Annotated in this window: 17 protein-coding genes and 1 riboswitch; all 17 genes read left to right on the forward strand. The window is 34.9% G+C overall.

Annotation, left to right across the window (positions count from 1 at the left end):
• Positions 1–49: 49 nt before the first annotated feature.
• Positions 50–151: riboswitch (purine riboswitch) on the forward strand.
• Positions 152–335: 184 nt separating this feature from the next.
• The 17 genes from EB239_RS05550 (at position 336) to hydG (ending at position 19,886) form a co-directional block, all read left to right on the forward strand.
• Positions 336–1,718: an NCS2 family permease gene (locus tag EB239_RS05550; protein WP_003870509.1), complete on the forward strand. Its 1,383-nt coding sequence runs from the start codon at positions 336–338 to the stop codon at positions 1,716–1,718.
• A 74-nt stretch (positions 1,719–1,792) separates the two neighbouring features.
• Entirely contained in the window at positions 1,793–2,257 is a 465-nt protein-coding gene (gene purE / locus EB239_RS05555) for a 5-(carboxyamino)imidazole ribonucleotide mutase (RefSeq protein ID WP_003870508.1), read from the forward strand.
• A gap of 19 nt (positions 2,258–2,276) precedes the next feature.
• Entirely contained in the window at positions 2,277–2,984 is a 708-nt protein-coding gene (gene purC / locus EB239_RS05560; RefSeq protein WP_003870507.1) for a phosphoribosylaminoimidazolesuccinocarboxamide synthase, read from the forward strand.
• 1 nt (position 2,985) lies between these two features.
• Complete coding sequence (purS, locus tag EB239_RS05565; protein ID WP_003866810.1) at positions 2,986–3,234, forward strand: phosphoribosylformylglycinamidine synthase subunit PurS; 249 nt, start codon at positions 2,986–2,988, stop codon at positions 3,232–3,234.
• A gap of 2 nt (positions 3,235–3,236) precedes the next feature.
• On the forward strand, positions 3,237–3,911 hold the full coding sequence (gene purQ / locus EB239_RS05570; RefSeq protein WP_003870506.1) for a phosphoribosylformylglycinamidine synthase subunit PurQ: 675 nt from the start codon (positions 3,237–3,239) through the stop codon (positions 3,909–3,911).
• 2 nt (positions 3,912–3,913) lie between these two features.
• Positions 3,914–6,115 carry a phosphoribosylformylglycinamidine synthase subunit PurL gene (purL, locus tag EB239_RS05575; protein ID WP_003870505.1) on the forward strand — a complete coding sequence of 734 codons (2,202 nt, stop codon included), beginning with the start codon at positions 3,914–3,916 and terminating at the stop codon, positions 6,113–6,115.
• A complete protein-coding gene (purF, locus tag EB239_RS05580; RefSeq protein ID WP_003870504.1) occupies positions 6,094–7,491 on the forward strand; it encodes an amidophosphoribosyltransferase in 1,398 nt (465 codons plus the stop codon). Before purL ends, purF begins: the two co-directional genes overlap by 22 nt.
• Before the next feature lie 17 nt (positions 7,492–7,508).
• A complete protein-coding gene (gene purM / locus EB239_RS05585; RefSeq protein WP_003870503.1) occupies positions 7,509–8,519 on the forward strand; it encodes a phosphoribosylformylglycinamidine cyclo-ligase in 1,011 nt (336 codons plus the stop codon).
• The gene (gene purN, locus EB239_RS05590; protein WP_003870502.1) at positions 8,516–9,130 is read left to right on the forward strand and encodes a phosphoribosylglycinamide formyltransferase; all 615 of its coding nucleotides are present in this window, start codon (positions 8,516–8,518) and stop codon (positions 9,128–9,130) included. The genes purM and purN overlap by 4 nt, the downstream gene beginning before the upstream one ends.
• 35 nt (positions 9,131–9,165) lie before the next feature.
• On the forward strand, positions 9,166–10,692 hold the full coding sequence (gene purH / locus EB239_RS05595) for a bifunctional phosphoribosylaminoimidazolecarboxamide formyltransferase/IMP cyclohydrolase (RefSeq protein WP_003870501.1): 1,527 nt from the start codon (positions 9,166–9,168) through the stop codon (positions 10,690–10,692).
• A 12-nt stretch (positions 10,693–10,704) separates the two neighbouring features.
• Positions 10,705–11,964, forward strand: a complete 1,260-nt coding sequence (gene purD, locus EB239_RS05600) for a phosphoribosylamine--glycine ligase (RefSeq protein ID WP_003870500.1) — start codon at positions 10,705–10,707, stop codon at positions 11,962–11,964.
• A gap of 83 nt (positions 11,965–12,047) precedes the next feature.
• The gene (locus EB239_RS05605; protein ID WP_003870499.1) at positions 12,048–12,647 is read left to right on the forward strand and encodes a class I SAM-dependent methyltransferase; all 600 of its coding nucleotides are present in this window, start codon (positions 12,048–12,050) and stop codon (positions 12,645–12,647) included.
• A gap of 68 nt (positions 12,648–12,715) precedes the next feature.
• Positions 12,716–13,510 (forward strand): glutamate racemase, encoded by a 795-nt coding sequence (gene murI, locus EB239_RS05610; protein WP_003870498.1) that lies wholly within the window; start codon positions 12,716–12,718, stop codon positions 13,508–13,510.
• A gap of 19 nt (positions 13,511–13,529) precedes the next feature.
• On the forward strand, positions 13,530–14,702 hold the full coding sequence (locus EB239_RS05615; protein ID WP_003870497.1) for a M20 metallopeptidase family protein: 1,173 nt from the start codon (positions 13,530–13,532) through the stop codon (positions 14,700–14,702).
• Positions 14,703–15,026: 324 nt separating this feature from the next.
• Positions 15,027–16,382, forward strand: coding sequence for an IS1380-like element ISTps2 family transposase (locus tag EB239_RS05620; protein ID WP_003870496.1), 1,356 nt, complete (start codon positions 15,027–15,029; stop codon positions 16,380–16,382).
• A 474-nt stretch (positions 16,383–16,856) separates the two neighbouring features.
• Complete coding sequence (gene spoVB / locus EB239_RS05625) at positions 16,857–18,413, forward strand: stage V sporulation protein B (protein WP_003870495.1); 1,557 nt, start codon at positions 16,857–16,859, stop codon at positions 18,411–18,413.
• 72 nt (positions 18,414–18,485) lie between these two features.
• Entirely contained in the window at positions 18,486–19,886 is a 1,401-nt protein-coding gene (hydG, locus tag EB239_RS05630) for a [FeFe] hydrogenase H-cluster radical SAM maturase HydG (RefSeq protein WP_003870494.1), read from the forward strand.
• Positions 19,887–20,337 lie beyond the last annotated feature (451 nt).

Consider the following 20,337-nt stretch of genomic DNA (forward strand, 5'->3'; position numbering starts at 1 on the left):
TCACAAATGAGGTTGACTAATATCAAAAAAGTTGATAAGATATAAGTGGGACAATTGAATAAAAATCACTCATATAATCTCGAGAATATGGCTCGAGAGTCTCTACCGAACAACCGTAAATTGTTCGACTATGAGTGAAAGTGTACCTAGGGTTCCAGCCTATTTATAGGTGTTCGGACCGAGCGGTACAGGTATATGTTTATATACCACACCTTAGGGACAAAAGCCCGGGAGGATAGGTTTCACTCTATGTTTTGCTAAAGAAATCTATTCTTCCCGGGTTTGTTTGTTTTAAAGTTTCAAAAAATGTAAAATACTTAGATAGGAGGATTATAATGGAAAAAGTGAGTAAATTGCAGCCGAAGACATCTTTTTACGCATTAGCAAATAGGATTTGGAAACTTGAAAATTACAAGACAAATGTAAAAACAGAAATATTAGCAGGTATTACAACCTTTATAACAATGGCCTACATTATGTTTGTGAATCCCATTATACTAAAAGAAACAGGAATGGATCCAGGAGCCGTTTTTGTAGCTACTTGTCTTTCAGCGGCCATTGGAACTCTCATGATGGCTTTTTACGCTAATTACCCTTTTGCACAAGCTCCAGGTATGGGACTTAACGCTTTCTTTACTTATACTGTCGTTTTAACAATGGGATACAGTTGGCAAGAGGCTTTAGCTGCAGTTTTTTTCTCAGGAATTATATTTATTTTGATTACTTTGTCTGGAATACGGGAAATGATTGTTGATGCTATACCTATGTCTTTAAAATATGCAGTAAGTGGAGGAATAGGTTTATTTATAGCTTTTATTGGACTTAAAAATGCTGGTATAATCGTGGCAAATCAAGCAACTTACATTGGATTTGGCGATTTGACTAATCCTGGGACACTTCTTGCCATTGCGGGACTTTTTATAACAGCGATATTGATGTCAAGAAACGTAAAAGGTTCAATACTTCTTGGCATATTGATAACTACAGTATTGGGACTTTTTACTGGAATAGCGAAATTACCCTCTGATTTTAGTATAATTAAAATGCCACCAAGTCTTGCACCCACATTTCTCAAATTGGATATAAAAGGGCTTTTGGGAATTGGCAAGGATATAGGTTTTCTCTCACTTTTCACCAGTATGTTATATGTAGTTTTATCTTTTACTTTTGTAGATTTATTCGATACTATTGGTACTTTTATAGGAACAGGTTCAAAAGCTGGAATGTTAGATGAAAACGGCAAAATGCCTAATATGAAAAAAGGACTTATGTCAGATGCTATTGCCACCACGATAGGCTCTCTTTTAGGAACTTCTACTGTTACTACTTATGTTGAAAGTGCTGCAGGTATTGCAGAAGGCGGAAGAACAGGTCTTACTGCTTTTGTGACAGGTATTTTGTTTTTAGTGGCACTGTTTTTCTCACCAATAGCTTTGCTGGTGCCTACGCAAGCTACTGCTCCTGCCCTTATTATTGTTGGTGTATTAATGATGGGCTCCATTAAAAACATAAATTTTGAAGATTTTACAGAAGCTATGCCTGCTTTCCTTGCTATAATTGCTATGCCTTTCACCTTTAGCATTGCTAATGGTATTGCTGCAGGGCTTATTGCGTATCCTATTGTAAAAATTGCAGCAGGAAGAGCAAAAGAAATTCATCCTATTGTGTACATTCTTGCGTTTTTATTCATATTACGTTTTGCTACACTTGCTGGTTAAAAATAAGACCCCAATTAGTACTTACTAATTGGGGTCTTAAAAGATAAAAGTAAAGTATAGGAGGTATATAAAAAATGACGCCTAAAGTTGCAATAGTAGTTGGCAGCAAATCTGATTTGCCTGTGGTTGAAAGATGCACAAAAATTCTTGAAGAATTTGAAATTTCCTATGATGTTAAAGTGCTGTCTGCCCATAGAACTCCCTTTGAGACACAAGAGTTTGCTGTAAATGCAGATAAATATTATGATATAATCATTGCAGGTGCTGGAAAAGCTGCTCATCTGCCTGGTGTTATTGCTTCTTATACACTCTTGCCTGTTATTGGCCTTCCAATAAAGTCTTCTATTTTAGATGGTCTTGACTCCCTTTTATCAATTGTTCAAATGCCCAAAGGTGTGCCTGTTGCAACAGTAGCCATAGATGGAGCAGAAAATGCAGCACTTTTAGCTTGTCATATTCTCTCTTTGAAATATACTTATTTAAAGAAGACCTTAGCTGATTATAGGGAGAAAATGGCTGAAGAAGTGTTAAACAATTAAGAGATTGGAGGAGATAAATATGGAAAAAAGAGAATTGCTTTATGAAGGAAAAGCTAAAAAAGTTTATAAGACAGATGAAGAGAATTTTTATATCATCGAATACAAAGATGATGCAACTGCTTTTAATGGTTTAAAGAAAGGCACAATTGCCGAAAAAGGTATAGTAAATAACAAAGTTTCTGCAATTTTATTTGCATTATTAGAAAAAAATAATGTACCCACCCATTATGTGAAAAAACTTAGTGACAGGGAAATGTTGGTTAAAAAGGTTGAGATTTTCCCTTTAGAAGTTATCGTGAGAAATTACGCAGCAGGAAGTATTTGTAAAAGATTAGGTCTTGAAGAAGGACTAAAGTTTAAAACGCCTGTATTAGAATTCTCATATAAAAATGACGAATTGAAAGACCCAATGATTAATGAATATCACATACAAGCTCTCGAATTAGCCACCAAAGAAGAGGTTGAAATTATGACAGGAATGACGTTTAAAGTCAACAAAATTTTGTCAGAATATTTTTTATCTAAAGACATTATCTTGGTAGATTTTAAATTAGAATTTGGTAAGAGTAATGAAGGAATATTATTAGCTGATGAAATTTCTCCTGATACTTGCAGATTTTGGGACAAAAACACTATGGAAAAACTTGATAAAGATAGATTTAGAAAGGATTTGGGCAAAGTAGAAGAAGCATATTTAGAAATTTTAAAAAGACTTGGAGGTATGTAAAGTGCTAATTGCAAAAGTCTATATAACTTTAAAAAAAGGAATACTTGACCCTCAAGGAAAAGCAGTAAAGGGAGCTTTGTACTCATTAGGATACGAAGAAGTAAAAGAGGTGCGGGTTGGGAAATATATAGAATTAACTTTTGAGGATGGCGATTTATCCCTCCTAAAGGACAAAGTAGATGAGATGTGCAAAAGGATACTGACAAACCCAATTATTGAAGATTACACCTTTGAAATTGTGGAGGGATAAAGATGAAATTTGCTGTTATAGTTTTTCCAGGGTCCAATTGCGATGTGGACTGCTATTATGCCGTTAAAGATGGGCTTGTTGAAGAAGTAGAATATGTGTGGCATCAAGAAAAAAATTTGAGTAAGTACGATGTTATAATGTTACCAGGAGGATTTTCTTATGGTGATTATTTGAGGGCAGGAGCTATTGCTAGGTTTTCGCCTGTCATGGAGGCTGTCAGGGAAGAAGCAGAAAAAGGAAAATTTATTATAGGCATATGCAACGGATTTCAGATACTTACAGAAGCAGGGCTTTTGCCGGGAGCTTTGAGAAAAAATGAAGGTCTGAAATTTATTTGCAAGACTGTCAGCATAATAGTTGAAAATGACAAAACTCCTTTTACTACAAGGCTTAAAAAAGGGCAGGAGATTTTACTTCCAATTGCTCATGGAGAAGGCAATTATTATGTAGATGACAAAACTTTAAAAGAACTAAAAGAAAACAATCAAATTGTTTTTAGGTACAAAGAAAATATCAACGGCTCTGTTGAGAGAATAGCCGGAGTTATAAATAAAAAAGGAAATGTTTTAGGAATGATGCCTCATCTAGAGAGAGCTTATGCCCCCTTGCTGGGTAATACTGACGGGCTTTATATCTTAGGGTCAATAGTGGATAATTTTGTAAAAGGCGGGGTTTAAGGATGGATAAAATATGGAGAGAATTAGGACTTACTGATGAGGAGTATGAGAAGATTATTTCGATATTAGGAAGAGAGCCTAATATAACTGAATTAGGTATGTATAGTGTTATGTGGTCTGAACATTGTGCCTATAAAAATTCTAAACCTCTTTTAAAATATTTACCTACAAAAGGCGAAAAAGTAATACAAGGACCGGGAGAAAATGCAGGAATATTGGATATTGGAGATAATTTGGCAGTTGTGATGAAGATAGAAAGCCATAACCACCCTTCTGCAATTGAACCCTATCAAGGAGCAGCTACAGGTGTTGGGGGAATAATAAGAGATATATTCACAATGGGGGCAAGGCCAATTGCTCTTTTAGATTCTTTGAGATTTGGAATTCCTGATGATAAAAGGACTAAATATCTCATCGAAAACGTGGTAGCCGGTATAGCGGATTATGGAAATTGCATAGGAATTCCTACAGTAGGTGGGGATACCTATTTTGAAGAAAGTTACAAAGGAAATCCTTTAGTAAATGCGATGTGTGTAGGAATAGTAGAAAAAGACAAGATAAAAAAAGGGATAGCAAAAGGTATAGGTAACCCTGTTATGATAGTAGGTGCTACTACGGGGAGAGACGGTATTGGAGGTGCAAGTTTTGCTTCTCAGGAATTAAGCGAGGAATCAGAAGAAAAAAGACCTTCTGTTCAAGTTGGCGACCCCTTTATGGAAAAACTGCTTTTGGAGGCTTGTTTAGAACTTTTTGAAACAGATGCCGTAGTTGCTATACAAGATATGGGTGCGGCAGGTCTTACCTCTTCTTCTTGCGAGATGGCTTCCCGCGGTGGAACTGGAATGGAGCTTGACCTTGATAAAGTGCCTTTGAGAGAAGAGGGAATGACACCTTATGAAATAATGCTTTCTGAATCTCAGGAGAGGATGTTGGTTGTAGTAGAGAAAGGCAAGGAAGAAGATGTACAAAAGGTATTTAAAAAATGGGGACTGAATGCCGCCACAATAGGGAAAATTACTGATGATGGAATGATAAGAGTGATTAAAGATGGAAAAGTAGTTGCGGAAGTTCCAGCCAAGTCTTTGACAGAAGATGCTCCACAATATGTGAGAGAAGAAGAAGTACCTAAATGGCAAGAAGATGTCAATAAGTTGGATATAAATGAAATAAAACCTCCAGAGGATATGAATAAAGCTCTAAAAGATGTAATTTCTTCTTTAAATATTGCAAGTAAAGAATGGATATACAGTCAATATGATTATATGGTGAGGACAGACACAGTAATAACTCCGGGAATGGATGCGGCTGTTGTGAGGATAAAAGGTACAAAAAAAGCTGTTGCATTGACAACTGATTGCAATGGTAGATATTGTTATTTAGATCCCTATATAGGCTCTCAAATTGCTGTAGCAGAGGCAGCTCGAAATCTTTGCATGGTTGGTGCTAAGCCTATAGGGGTTACGGATTGTTTGAATTTTGGCAATCCGGAAAAGAAAGAAATATATTGGCAGTTAAAAAATTCTATATTTGGAATAGCTAAAGCCTGTGAAACACTTCAAATCCCTGTGGTAAGCGGAAATGTCAGTCTTTACAATGAAAATGAGGAAGGAGCCATTTATCCTACTCCTGTAATAGGAATGGCAGGCCTTATAGAGGATGTATCAAAAATTTGTACAATGGACTTTAAAAAAGAAAGAGATGTAATTATAATTTTAGGTGAGAATAAAGGAGAGATTGGAGGAAGTGAGTATCTTAAAGTTTGCTTTGGAATGGTAAAAGGGCAACCACCTCAAATAGACTTGGAAGAGGAAAAAAGATTGCAAGAATTGGTGTTAAAACTTATTGATAAAGGTTTAATTAATTCTTCTCATGACATATCAGAGGGCGGTTTTGCGGCTGCTTTGGTTGAAAGTGCAATTTCAGGCAAAAAAGGTGCAAAAATTTCGCTACAAACTTCTCTTAGAGAGGATATAGAGTTGTTCTCTGAATCTCAACCAAGAGTATTAATTACTGTAAGTCCTGAAAAAGTAGAGGAAGTATTAAAAATAGCTTATGAATACCAAGTTCCAGCTCAAAAGGTAGGAGTTGTAGAAGGCAAAAAGATTGCAATTGAGGTAAATGGTAAAAAAATAATAGACCTTCCTTTAGAAGTCTTAGAGGAAAGCTGGAGAGGGAGAATAAAATGGGAAATGGAGAGAAATTAAAAGAGGAATGTGGTGTTTTTGGTGCCTTTAGTTTGTCCACTTCAGTTACTTCTTATATCTATTATGGATTACAAGCCTTGCAGCACAGAGGGCAGGAAAGTTCAGGTATAGCTATTTATGATGGCGAAAAAATAAATTGTATTAAGGGGTTGGGACTTGTCAGCGAGGTCTTTAATAAGGAAAATTTAAAGACATTAGAGGGAAAAATGGGGATAGGCCATGTAAGGTATTCTACTACAGGCAGCAATGACATTATAAATGCTCAACCCCTCGTTGCTAATTTTAAAAATGAATATATGGCTCTTGCCCATAATGGCAATTTGATAAACGCAGAAGAGCTAAGAGGCCAATTGGAGGAGGACGGCAGAATATTTCAAACTACAACTGATAGTGAAATAATTCTTCATTTAATTGCAAAGAATTTCCAAAAGGGCTTAATAGAAGCCCTTTTGGAAACAATAAAACAAATAAAAGGTTCATACGCTTTGGTGATTTTAACAGACAATAAATTAATAGGGATAAGAGATGTAAACAGTATAAGGCCTCTTTGTATAGGTAAAAAAGATGACACTTATTTCTTATCTTCTGAATCTTGTGCCTTTGACGTAATAGGAGCAGAGTTGATACGAGATGTAGAAGCAGGAGAAATAGTTATAATTGATGGAAAAGGAATAGAGTCTTTTAAGTTAGAAGTAGAAGAAAAAAAGATGCCTTGTGTTTTCGAATACATCTATTTTGCTAGACCTGACAGTGTCATAAATGGAAGAAGTGTTTATTTTACACGATTGGAGATGGGCAAAAGATTAGCTGAAGAAGCACCTGTAGATGCAGACTTGGTAGTACCAGTTCCAGATTCAGGCATTGCCGCTGCAAGAGGTTACTCTCTCAAAACAGGAATACCAATGGGTGAGGGACTTATAAAAAATAAATACATTGGAAGGACTTTTATTGCTCCCGACCAAAGGGATAGAGAGACAGGTGTGAGGATAAAGCTAAATGTCTTAAAAGAATTGGTTCAAGGCAAGAGGATAGTTTTAATAGATGATTCAATTGTTAGAGGTACTACTATGAAGAGATTGGTGAGTTTATTAAAAAATGGGGGAGCAAAAGAGGTTCATGTGAGGATAAGTTCACCTCCTGTTAAATATTCCTGCTACTTTGGAATTGATACTCCGACAAAAAAAGAATTGATAGGAGCAAGGATGTCAGTTGAAGAGATGTGCAAATTAATAGGAGCTGACAGCCTACAGTTTTTAAGTATTGAAGGGCTTATAAAAAGTGTAGGACTTAAATCTATTTGCACAGGTTGCTTTGATGGCAACTATCCTATGTATGTTCCAAAAGAAGGAAGCAAGTATCTTTTTGAGAAAAAATAAAAAGTAGGTGTATGATTATGAATTATAAAGATGCTGGGGTAAATATAGATGAAGGCAATAAACTGGTGGAAATGATAAAACCTATTGCAAAAAAGACTTTGACAGACAATGTTTTGGAAGGCATTGGGGGATTTGCAGCTCTTTTTGAGATAAAAAATTACAAAAACCCTGTAATCGTGTCAAGCACTGATGGAGTTGGGACAAAACTTAAAATAGCCTTTATGATGGACAAACACGATACTGTAGGAATAGACCTTGTAGCTATGTGTGTAAATGACATTATTGTAACTGGTGCTAAGCCTTTGTTTTTTCTTGACTATTTTGCTACTGGAAAGTTAAAAAGTAAGACTGCAGTAGAAGTAATCAAAGGAATAGCAGAGGGTTGTAAAATAGCCGGTTGTGCTTTGATAGGAGGAGAAACAGCAGAACTTCCAGGTTTTTATAAAGAAGGAGAGTACGATTTAGCAGGCTTTTGTGTAGGAATTGCAGAAAAAGAAGAGCTGATTGATACAAAATCAATAAAAGAAGGAGATGCCATAATTGGGCTTGCCTCTTCTGGAATTCACAGCAATGGCTATTCTTTAGTGAGGAAAGTGTTTTTTGAGAAAAACAATTTTTCAGTAAAAGACTTTATACCAGAGCTTGGGATGGATTTAGGAGATGCACTCCTTACTCCTACAAAAATATATGTCAAGTCAATAGAGGCTTTAAAAGGGTTAAAAATTAAAGGGATGGCTCATATTACCGGGGGAGGTTTTATTGATAATATTCCAAGAATACTAAGAAAAAGTATAGATGCAAAAATAAATAAAGGAAGTTGGGAAATTCCAGCTATTTTTGAATTAATTCAAAGATTGGGAGATATTGAAGAAAGAGAAATGTATCGTACTTTTAATATGGGGATTGGCATGGTAGTTATAGTAGACCCATCTGATGTAGATAAGGCTTTAGAAAAATTAAATGGCATGGGTGAAAAAGCTTATGTAATAGGGGAGATAGTAGAAGGGGAAGGCGGTGTAATTTTATGAACCTTGTGGTGATGGCATCAGGTAACGGGACTGATTTGCAGTCAATAATTGATGCCATTGAAGCAGGATATATCAATGCCAGGATAATTGCCGTCATTAGCGATAAAAAAGGAGCTTATGCTCTTGAAAGGGCAAAAAAACACGGAATTGCTACTTACTGCCTTCCCAAAAAAGAATTGAAAGAAAATTTTCAAAGAGAGTTATTAAAGCTTCTTGAAAAATTGAATCCGGATGGAATAATTCTTGCAGGTTTTTTGACAATTCTCAGTGGAGAAATTGTAGAAAGATTTGAAAACAGGATAATAAATATACATCCCTCACTTATTCCTGCCTTTTGTGGCAAAGGATTTTATGGAATGAAGGTACATCAGGCGGTCTATGAATACGGAGTAAAATACACCGGCTGTACCGTTCACTTTGTGGACAGTGGTGCTGATACTGGACCTATTATTTTTCAAGAAGTTGTGAAAATCGATGAAGAGGATACGCCAGAGACCATTGCTAAAAAAGTGCTGGAAGTAGAACACAAAGTTTTACCTTATGCAGTTAAGCTTTTTACAGAAGGGAAGTTAAAAGTCGAAGGTAGAAAAGTGAAAATATTAAAGTTTTAAAAGGGATTATAAAACTGTAAAAAGGAGGCAATTCTATGGCCAAAAAAGCGTTAATAAGCGTTTCAAAAAAAGAAGGCATAGTGGAATTTGCCAAAAAGCTTAATGAATTAGGATATGAAATAATATCAACAGGAGGGACTTATAATCTTCTTAAAGAAAATAGAGTAAATGTAGTAAAGGTATCAGACATAACAGGTTTCCCTGAAATTATGGATGGTAGAGTAAAGACGCTTCATCCTAAAATTCATGGAGGGCTTCTTGCAATAAGAGACAATGAAGAGCACATTAAAGCTTTAAAAGAACATGGCATTGAACCAATAGATATAGTTGCCATAAATTTATATCCTTTTAAAGAGACAATCCTAAGAGAAAATGTGACTTTAGAAGAAGCGATAGAAAATATAGACATTGGCGGTCCTTCAATGATAAGGGCTGCAGCTAAAAACTACAAATATGTGACTATTCTTGTAGATCCAAAGGATTATGATACAGTCATTGAAGAAATAAAACAATATGGCAATACAAAAGAAGAGACGAGATTTTATCTGGCAGCAAAAGCTTTTGGACATACAGCCCTTTACGATTCTTTGATATACAACTATTTGATACAAAAAAATAACATAGAGTTTCCCGAAGTTATGGCCTTTTCCTATGAAAAAGCTCAAGACATGAGATATGGTGAAAATCCTCATCAAAAGGCGGCTTTTTACAAAAATCCTATTAAAGCCTATGGTATTGCAGAATGTGAGCAGTTGCACGGCAAAGAGCTCTCTTTTAACAATATAAACGATGCAAATGCGGCAATAGAGCTCTTAAGAGAGTTTAAAGAGCCTGCAGCAGTTGCCGTAAAGCACACAAATCCTTGTGGAGTAGCTATTGCAGATAATATATACAATGCTTACTTAAAAGCTTATGAGAGTGACCCTGTTTCTATTTTTGGGGGAATTGTAGCATTAAATAGAACTGTAGATGTTAAAACAGCTGAAGAACTTATAAAAATATTCTTAGAAATAGTAATTGCTCCAGACTTTGAAGAAGAGGCCTTAGAGATTTTAAAGAAAAAGAAAAACTTAAGGATATTGAGGTTAAAAGAAGGATATGAAAAAGAATATGATTTAAAGAAAGTAGAAGGCGGACTTTTAGTACAAGAAAAAGATGAAATAGATTTAGATGAGAATAATTTGAAAGTAGTTACTAAAAAAGCACCTACTCAAAAAGAGATGGAAGATTTAAGGTTTGCCTGGAAGGTAGTAAAGCACGTAAAATCCAATGCGATTGTTTTAGCAAAAGATGGAGCTACAGTAGGTATTGGCGTGGGACAAGTCAACAGGATATGGCCGACAGAACAAGCAATCAAACAAGCAGGCGAAAAAGCAAAGGGAAGTATCCTTGCATCAGATGCCTTTTTCCCATTTCCAGATGTTGTGGAAGCAGCTGTAAAAGGCGGTATAACTGCCATAATCCAACCAGGCGGCTCACAAAACGATGCTTTATCAATTGAAGCTGCAGACAAAGGCGGTATATCAATGATATTCACTGGCATAAGGCACTTTAAACATTGAGGAGGAATTTGTATGAAGGTTTTAGTCATAGGGGGAGGAGGAAGAGAACATGCAATTGTTCACAAACTTTCACAAAGTCCTAAAGTGGATAAAATCTACTGTGCTCCTGGTAATGCTGGCATAGGGCTTTTAGCAGAATGTGTTGATATAAAAGTTGGAGATATTGAAAAGCTTAAAGAATTTGCCATAAAAAATGACATTGATTTAACAGTTGTAGGACCAGAGATGCCATTAGTACAAGGTATTGTGGATGAATTTGAGAAAGCAGGGCTTAAAATCTTTGGGCCTAATAAAGGTGCTGCGGCTGTTGAGGGAAGCAAATATTTTACTAAACAGCTTCTTTCTAAATACAATATTCCTACTGGAAGGTTTAAAGCCTTTGACAAATATCAGGAGGCTTTGAAGTTTTTAAAAGAGACATGGTATCCTGTTGTGATGAAAGCAGATGGACTGGCGCAGGGTAAAGGAGTGTTTATTGTAAAAGATTTTATAGAGGCAAAAGAAGCTCTTGATTTAATGATGAAAAAAAGGATTTTTGGTGCATCAGGAGATATCGTAATAATAGAAGAGATGCTTTTTGGAAAAGAAGCGTCAGTATTCGCATTTACAGACGGAGAAAATATTTTACCTATGGTTTCTGCTATGGATTATAAAAAGATCTATGAAGGAGACAAAGGTCCTAACACTGGAGGTATGGGAAGCATTGCACCAAATCCTTATCTTGAGGAAGAAACTTTAAAAGAAGTGATGGAAAGCATTTTAAAACCAGTGGTAAAGGCACTTCAAAAAGAAGGCATTGTATATAAAGGAGTGTTATACGCAGGTTTAATGCTTACAAAAGAAGGACCTAAGGTTTTAGAATTTAATGCAAGATTTGGAGACCCTGAAACACAAGTTGTACTGCCTCTTTTAAAAACAGACCTTATTGATATAATGGAAGCTACCATAGAAGGAAAACTTGATAAAATACAAATTGAATGGGAAGACAAAAAGGCTGTATGTGCCGTTGCGGTATCAAACGGTTACCCAGGGGAATATCAGACTGGTTTTGAGATAACAGGGTTAGAAAAAGTAAAAGAAGCATTTGTATATCATGCAGGGACAGTATTAAAAGATGGTAAAATTGTCACATCAGGAGGAAGAGTGCTTGCTGTTACCTCAATAGGGGATTCATATGAAGAAGCGAGAGAAAAAGTTTATAGAGAAATTAAAAAAATAAGATTTGAAGGGATGTACTATAGAAAAGATATTGCTTTGGTAAGCCAGGTGTAAACCTGGCGTTTTTAATCAGTTTAAAGTTATGGTATAATATCTACTAACATATGCCTTAATTTTTTAAAAATGGGGGAGAAATTATGCCCAAAGACCATGTAAAACTTTTTGATATTATATCTCCAATTTATGGGTGGTTTTTTAATTCTCAAGTGGAATATTATAGGAAAGTTTTAGCTATTTTGAAAGAACATATTGATTTAGGAAATTACATAAAATTTTTAGATGTCGGATGTGGTACAGGTGCATTGTGTTATGTATTAAGGGAAGCTGGCTTTGAGGTTTCTGGGGTGGAAGTTTCCGCAGGTATGTTAGCACAAGCGATGAAAAGGCTGAAAAACACGGATATTAAGGCATATAAGATAAATCCAGGTGAAGGGTTTCCCTTCGAAGATAATTTTTTTGATGTGGTTACAGCTTCTTATGTGGCTCATGGTATTAAAAAGAATGAGCGGGAAATATTATATAAAGAGATGTCAAGGGTCGCAAAGCATTATGTAATTCTTCATGACTACAATCAAAACAGAGACTTTTTTACTTCATTTGTGGAATGGTTGGAAGGTGGAGATTATTTTAATTTTGTAAAAGAAGTTAAAAAAGAACTAAAAGAAAACTTTAAAGAAGTAAAAATGGTAGATGTCAGTTCAAAAGCTTCTTTATACATCTTACAACCTAATAAATAAATTATGATATAATAAATACCATGGTGTGAATAATTAATTGGCTTAAATTTTTATTAGGGTGTGGTGAAATGGACTCAAGACCAATAGGTGTTTTTGACTCTGGAGTAGGAGGACTTACAGTACTAAAAAGACTTGTTGAGGTTTTACCAGGAGAAGACTATATTTACTTTGGTGATACAAAAAGAGTTCCCTATGGCGATAGAAGTGAAGAAGAGATAAAAAAATTTGCAAAACAGATTTTAAATTTTATGAGAGAGCAAAAAGTAAAAGCTGTAGTAATAGCTTGTAATACTACTTGTGCAGTTATAAATAAAAGCGAATATGATGTGGTTCTTTTTGATGTTTTAAAAGCAGGGGCAGAGAGCGCTGCCCTATACACTATAAATAAAAAAATAGGTGCTATTGCAACTACAAGAACTGTTGAAAGCAAAAGCTATGAAAAGAATATAAAAATTATTGATAAAAATATTGAAGTTTACCAAAAGGCATGTCCGGAGTTTGTCCCACTTATTGAAAAAGGGCTATATAATTCGCCAATAGCCTACGAAACTGCTAACAAGTGTTTAAAAGAATTGAAAGAAAAAGATATAGATACTCTTGTTTTAGGTTGTACCCATTATCCTTTAATGGCTTCAGTTATAGAAGAGATAATGGGGGAAAATGTAAAAATAGTAGACCCTGCAATTAAATTAGCCTATGATGTGAAAGATTATTTATTAAAGAAAGATTTATTAAATCCTCAAATCAGGGGTAAGGCAGAATTTTTTGTAAGTGGAGATAAAGATAATTTTATCAAAACGGCAGAAATGCTATTAGGCGAGAAAATTGAGAATGTTTTGCATGTAGACATAGAAAAATATTAAAAAACAGGTGGGATTTAGGATGGATATTCTCAAAGAAGCTGAAAAAGTAGAAAAAGAAGTAATAGAATTAAGGCGAAAAATACACATGTACCCTGAATTAGGTTTTGAAGAAACAAAAACTTCTGAAATTGTTTATGATTATTTAAAAAATTTAGGGATTGAAGTAAAGAGAATTGCTAAAACTGGCGTTGTGGGTACCCTTAAAGGCAATGGAAGCAAGACGATAGCTATAAGAGCAGATATGGACGCTCTTCCAATTCAAGAAGAAAATGATGTAGAATATGCATCGCAGATTCCAGGAAGAATGCATGCTTGTGGGCATGATGTTCATACAGCTATACTTCTTGGTACTGCTAAACTTTTGGCAAATATGAGAGATAAGTTAAAGGGAAATGTTAAGTTTATATTTCAACCAGCGGAAGAAACAACGGGGGGAGCTCTTCCGATGATTGAAGAAGGAGTTTTAGAAAATCCTAAAGTTGATGCTATAATAGGACTACATGTAGACCCAGAACTTCAAGTGGGGCAAATAGGGATAACCTATGGAAAGGCTTATGCTTCTTCTGACATGATTGATATAATTGTAAAAGGCAAAAGTAGTCATGGGGCTGAGCCTCACAAATCGGTGGATGCCATAGTGATTGCTGCTAATATTGTAAATATACTCCAAACAGTCGTTAGTAGAAAAGCTAACCCACTAAGTCCTATAGTGCTAACTATTGGTGCTATTGAAGGAGGATACGCACGAAATATAATAGCGGACAAAGTGAGGATGTCTGGAATTATAAGAATGATGGAAGAAGAAAAAAGAGACGAGATAGTTGAGATGGTGGAGAAGATTTGCGATAACACAGCAAAAGCTATGGGAGGAGAAGTAGAATTTAAAAGAACGATAGGGTATCCTTGCCTTGTAAATCACAAAGGTATGACAGACCTCATAAAAGAAACTGCTTTTCCTTTGCTAGGGGAAGGCAATGTAATAGAAGTGGCACCAACAATGGGAGTAGAAGATTTCGCTTATTTCTTGCAAAAGGTCCCTGGCAGTTTTTATAAATTAGGGTGTGGCAATAAAGAAAAAGGAATAGATAAACCTATACATAACAACCAATTTAATATCGATGAGGAGTGTATTAAAATTGGCCTTGCTGTACACGTCTCTACAGTTTTAAAATATTTAAACTCAAATGGTTAAAAAATTTTTTGAAGGATTAAAAAATATTTGGAAAAAATGACGGGGATTTATTTATAAATATTCTTTTAAAACTTACGAAAAAGGTTTACTGCAGTTTTATTTATTTGCAGTGATTAATAATTTTACAAAACTGCAGGAAAAATTTCATGTAAAAAAATATTTAACTTGGATTCGGCAAGTGAATTTACGAAATGCCCAAATAGAGCTATTTGAGGACTAAATTAAGTGAAAAATTTTTTACAAAAAATATATGGAGATTCCCCTTTTTCTGATAAAATTTAAGTGTTAAACAAAAACATTAACAGAAAGGAGAATCTCCATAGTATGAGTTTAACACTTAATCTTACAAAAGAAAAGGGGTTTTCAAAATATATTTTGCCAGCAACTTTTGACAATTTTACAGTATCAAACAATGTAACTTTCACCTATATCCAAGCATTTAAAGAAAAAATCGGCTTTAATAAAATTCTTTCAAGCATATTATCCTTTAAAAAAGCACCAAATGCTGTTTTTCAACCAGCCGAGGTTATTGACTTTATGATTGATTCTGTAATTCAAGGGAATACTCGCTTTCTTCACATGGACCAACTAAGATATGATAATGCATACACAGAAATTAAAGGACATAAAGTTCCCAGCGAAAAAGTATGCAGAGACTTAATTAAAGCCATGCCTGAAAGTTCTCTTGAAGAATTAAGACTTATTAACAAGACTTTGCTTTCCTTGCAATCTAAAGGAACGAAACGTGAAGTCATTATGAATTTTGACGATACAGTTTGTACTATATTTGGAGAGCAGGAAGGTGCTTCAGTAGGTTATAATCCAAGGTACCATGGTCGACCATCTTTCAAAGAGAAAATCGGCATTATTGCTAATACTGATGAACTTGTTAATGTTACTCTTGAAGAAGGTAAACATCACACAAATCATGGTTTCTTAGATTTTGTAAAATCTTGCGAAGAACAGCTTCCTGAAAATTGGATAATTAAGCGAGTACGCGTTGACCGTGGAGCATTTGATTACGGTAATATACTGTATTTTGAATCTAAAGGTTATGAATATGTAATGAAAGCTAAAAATCAGGCATGGATCAGATGCTTTATAGACTACGTCAATCAAAGAGAACACCTTTATCCTTGGACTGAAATAGATAAGACCTTTAGTGTAAATGAAATATATGCAAAAATGCCTAAATGGGATAAAGTACGCAGAATTGTGATTATACGCAAAAAACTGCCACAGCCCAAAACAGGGCAGATTTGTATGGATATAGACGAATTCAAATATGAATATCAAGCTATAGTAACAAATATTGAGTACATGACACCTGAAGAGATATTTCATGAATACAACCAACGCTGCGACATTGAAAACAAAATAGATGAACTAAAAGAAGGATTTGCTTTTTCAAAAAACAGTCAAAGAAACAAATTTTGCAACGAAATATTTTTGCTTATCAAAATGATCGCTTACAATCTCCATAATTGGTTCAAAAGGACTATCTTGCCAGAGTTTATGAGGCATCATGAGATAACCACAATAAGGCGGATATTATATAATGTACCTGGTAATCTTGTTGGGAAAGGACGTTATAGGCATATACGTTACCCTAATAATCCGTTTCTTAAGACTGTGATAACGTATATACGAAAAGCGCTAATGGTATTTTGCTTAACATAGTAAACACATAGAATATACCAAAAAATATACCAAATGATAGAAACCGCCATATCAAGTAGACGGTTAGCTTTGCTATACCTTAAAAGAGTAAATTAACTGTAAAAAACGATATAGCTTTTATTTTTTCAATGTAAATATTCAGTTATCAAAGTGCAAAACTTATAACAAAACACCGTTTTTTACATTCATGGAAATTGAATTTTTAATTTGCTTGCTACTTGCCGAATTCAAGTTTAAATCAAATCTTGACATTTTTCATCAAATGATGCATAATATTTGTCGGAAGAGAGGTAATGTGAGTTTATCACCTCTGCCAATAGGTGAGAGGAAGCCTTAGGAATGTGTAAATCTTAACCCCCCTCAATTTTATGTACTTAAAAATTTCTCCCCCTAATCCCCCTTTACTGCCGGCATACTGCCGGTTTTTTTCATATATAAAAAGCACTGCGAATAAACTATTGTGAGGTGTTGTTTATGCACAATAGGTCTTTTATTCGCGGTGCTTTTATATTAACTATTGCCAATATTATAGACAGAGGCATTGGATTTATCTTTAGAATAATTTTATCAAATATGTTAGGCCCGGAAGGTACGGGTATTTATCAATTAGTTCTTCCTATATATTTTGTTTCAATAACTTTTTTAACCTCTGGTACGATGGCTGTCACTTCTCGCTTTATTTCAGAAGAAAGAGCAAAAGGAAACAAAAAAAATATGTTTAAAATTTTAAAAATTACTTTTTTGATAGTATTGATAATTGCTTTTATCATTTCTTCGTTGCTATTTTTTAATGCTAAGTACGTAGCTGAAAAGTTACTTCACGAACCGAGAGCACTTTTATCAATTCTCATTTTTGCACCGGTGCTTATCATTGTTGCTTCTTCATCAGTGTTTAAGGGTTTTTTTCAAGGAGTCATAAATATGATACCTGCTTCAGTTTCAGAAATTGTTGAACAGATAGTACGGGTATCAACAACTTTATATTTAATACAGCTTTTTACAGGAGCTACACTTGAATATTTAGTAGCGATAGCTATATTTGGCATATCTGCAGGTGAAATTGTCAGTTTTCTTATGTACATACTTTTTTACAAAAGGGAAGTAAAAATTATAAACAAAGAAATACCTTATGATGGAAAAGAATGGGATGCTTTTTCTATAGTAAAAACGATAGTGATTACTTCCATACCTATAACTTTTTCAAAATTAATTGTAAATGTGTTGGATTTAGCGGAATCTTTAATAATTCCTTCAAGACTTGTTGTCTCAGGTCTCACTCACAGTGAAGCGATGTCTGAATTTGGCAAAATGTTGGGTATGGCAGTACCTCTTGCTTACATGCCAGCAGTTATAACTTCAAGTCTTTCCACTACTGTACTTCCTGCAGTTTCTGAAGCAGCTGCTCTAAAAAAGTGGGATACAGTAAGACTTAGGATTAACCAAGCAATTGGCTATACTACTTTAGTAGCTTTTCCTGCTATAATTTTATTTTTAGCTCTTCCTGATCAAATCTCTCAGCTTTTGTATCCCTCTTCACCAGGAGTAGGGGCTTTTGTGAGAGTGATTTCAATGGGAAGTATTTTCGCCTTTTTAGAAGCAGTAGTAGCGAGTATTCTCCATGGATTAGGAAAGCAAAATGTGGTTTTAAAAAATTCTATTATATGGTTGGGAGTCTGTATTATAGGTATGTATTACTTAACCGCCATGCCACAACTTAGACTTTTTGGATATATATACAGCTTTATATTTGCCGATGCTCTTATTTTAATGCTAAATATGTTTGAACTCATAAAAATGACAGGATTAAGAATAGACTATTTAAATTGGCTTATAAAACCGATAACAGCATCAACAATTATGGGAATAATTGTTATAATTATCCACAGTAAATTGTTGACAATTAATGTTAATATGTGGATAAATATTTTTTTATCAATTTTTATAGGAATTCCTGCCTATTTACTGCTTTGCTCTGCGTTGAAACTACCTTATATTGAGGATTTAAGAAAAATAATTTTGTTGAAAAATTAACAATTATAGTATATAATAAAAATAAAACTAAGCCCAAGGGGATTTTCCTGAGGGCGAGGGAGGAGATAAAGTATGATAAAAGAAAAAGCGGATTTTATTGATGATGAAAAGATAAGACAGGATTTGGAAAAGGCTAAAAAAGCGACAAGTAAAGATGCATTAGAAATTATAGAGAAAGCTAAAAAACTAAAAGGCATTACTCCTGAAGAAGCAGCGGTACTTTTAAATGTAGAAGATGAGGATTTGCTCAATGAGATGTTTAAAGTAGCAAGGTATATAAAAGAAGAAATATATGGAAATAGGATTGTAATATTTGCTCCCCTTTATGTAAGTAACTACTGTGTAAACAACTGTAGATATTGTGGTTACAGACATTCTAATGAGCAGGAAAGAAAAAAGCTTACAATGGAAGAAGTGAGAAGAGAAGTTGAGATTTTGGAAGAGATGGGACATAAGAGATTAGCGGTTGAAGCTGGAGAAGACCCTGTAAATTGCCCTATAGATTATATTATCGATGTAATAAAGACGATATACGATACAAAACTTAAAAACGGAAGTATTAGAAGAGTAAATGTCAATATAGCGGCGACTACTGTAGAAAATTACAAAAAACTTAAAAAAGTAGGAATAGGGACTTATATTTTATTCCAAGAAACTTACCATAGGCCCACTTATGAATACATGCATCCACAGGGACCAAAATACGATTACGACTATCATTTGACTGCTATGGACAGGGCTATGGAGGCAGGTATTGACGACGTAGGATTAGGGGTTTTGTATGGGCTTTATGATTACAAATACGAAACTGTTGCAATGCTTTATCATGCGAACCATTTAGAGGAGAAATTTGGAGTTGGGCCACATACTATTTCAGTACCGCGACTTAGACCAGCTCTTAACACTTCCATAGATAAATTTCCATATATTGTATCAGATAAAGACTTTAAAAAATTAGTAGCAGTCATAAGAATGGCAGTGCCCTATACTGGAATGATTTTGTCTACAAGAGAAAAGCCTAAATTTAGAGAAGAAGTAATAAGCATTGGCATTTCTCAGATTAGTGCCGGTTCTTGTACAGGAGTAGGTGGATATCATGAAGAGATATCCAAAAAAGGTGGTTCAAAGCCACAATTTGAGGTAGAAGATAAAAGAAGCCCTAATGAAATTTTAAGGACTTTGTGTGAACAAGGGTATCTTCCAAGTTATTGTACTGCTTGCTACAGAATGGGACGTACAGGAGACAGGTTTATGACCTTTGCGAAATCAGGGCAAATACACAACTTCTGTCTACCTAATGCGATACTAACCTTCAAAGAGTTTTTGATTGATTACGGGGATGAAAAAACAAAGGAAATTGGAGAAAAAGCAATAGCGGTAAATTTAGAGAAAATTCCATCAATAACTGTAAGGGAAGAGACAAAGAGAAGACTAAAAAGAATAGAAAATGGAGAAAGAGACCTTTTCTTTTAAACTTAAAACCTCGTGAAAAGGAGGCTTTAGCTTGTTGACAAAATATTATCGCTGTTGGCATTTTGCATAGTTTGCTCCGGTGATATCGCAGACTAAACTAGCGCTCGTCCTCGGGCTCAAGCGGGGCTCCGGGCACATTCGTCATCCTTGACTTAGTGCCCGCCTCCGCCATCACAAGGCTACGGCCCCGCTTTCGCCTCTCAGCCTCGCTAAGTTTCCCGGCACTCAACTGAACGGGCTGGTCTTTTCTCTTATTCTCCTTTTTTAACATTTTCGGTTGAGTGCCGGGCTATCAAGTCGCTACACTTATGCAAAATGCCAACATGTTATATAAAGGTTTGTCTACAGTTTGAGACCTCGCTTTCACGAGGTCTTATTTTATATATTTTTACAATTAAAAATATGACACAATGCTAATGTCAGATGATTTACATCTTTTCCTTGTTAATTT

This window comes from Thermoanaerobacter ethanolicus JW 200, assembly GCF_003722315.1.
GTDB classification, from domain to species: domain Bacteria; phylum Bacillota; class Thermoanaerobacteria; order Thermoanaerobacterales; family Thermoanaerobacteraceae; genus Thermoanaerobacter; species Thermoanaerobacter ethanolicus.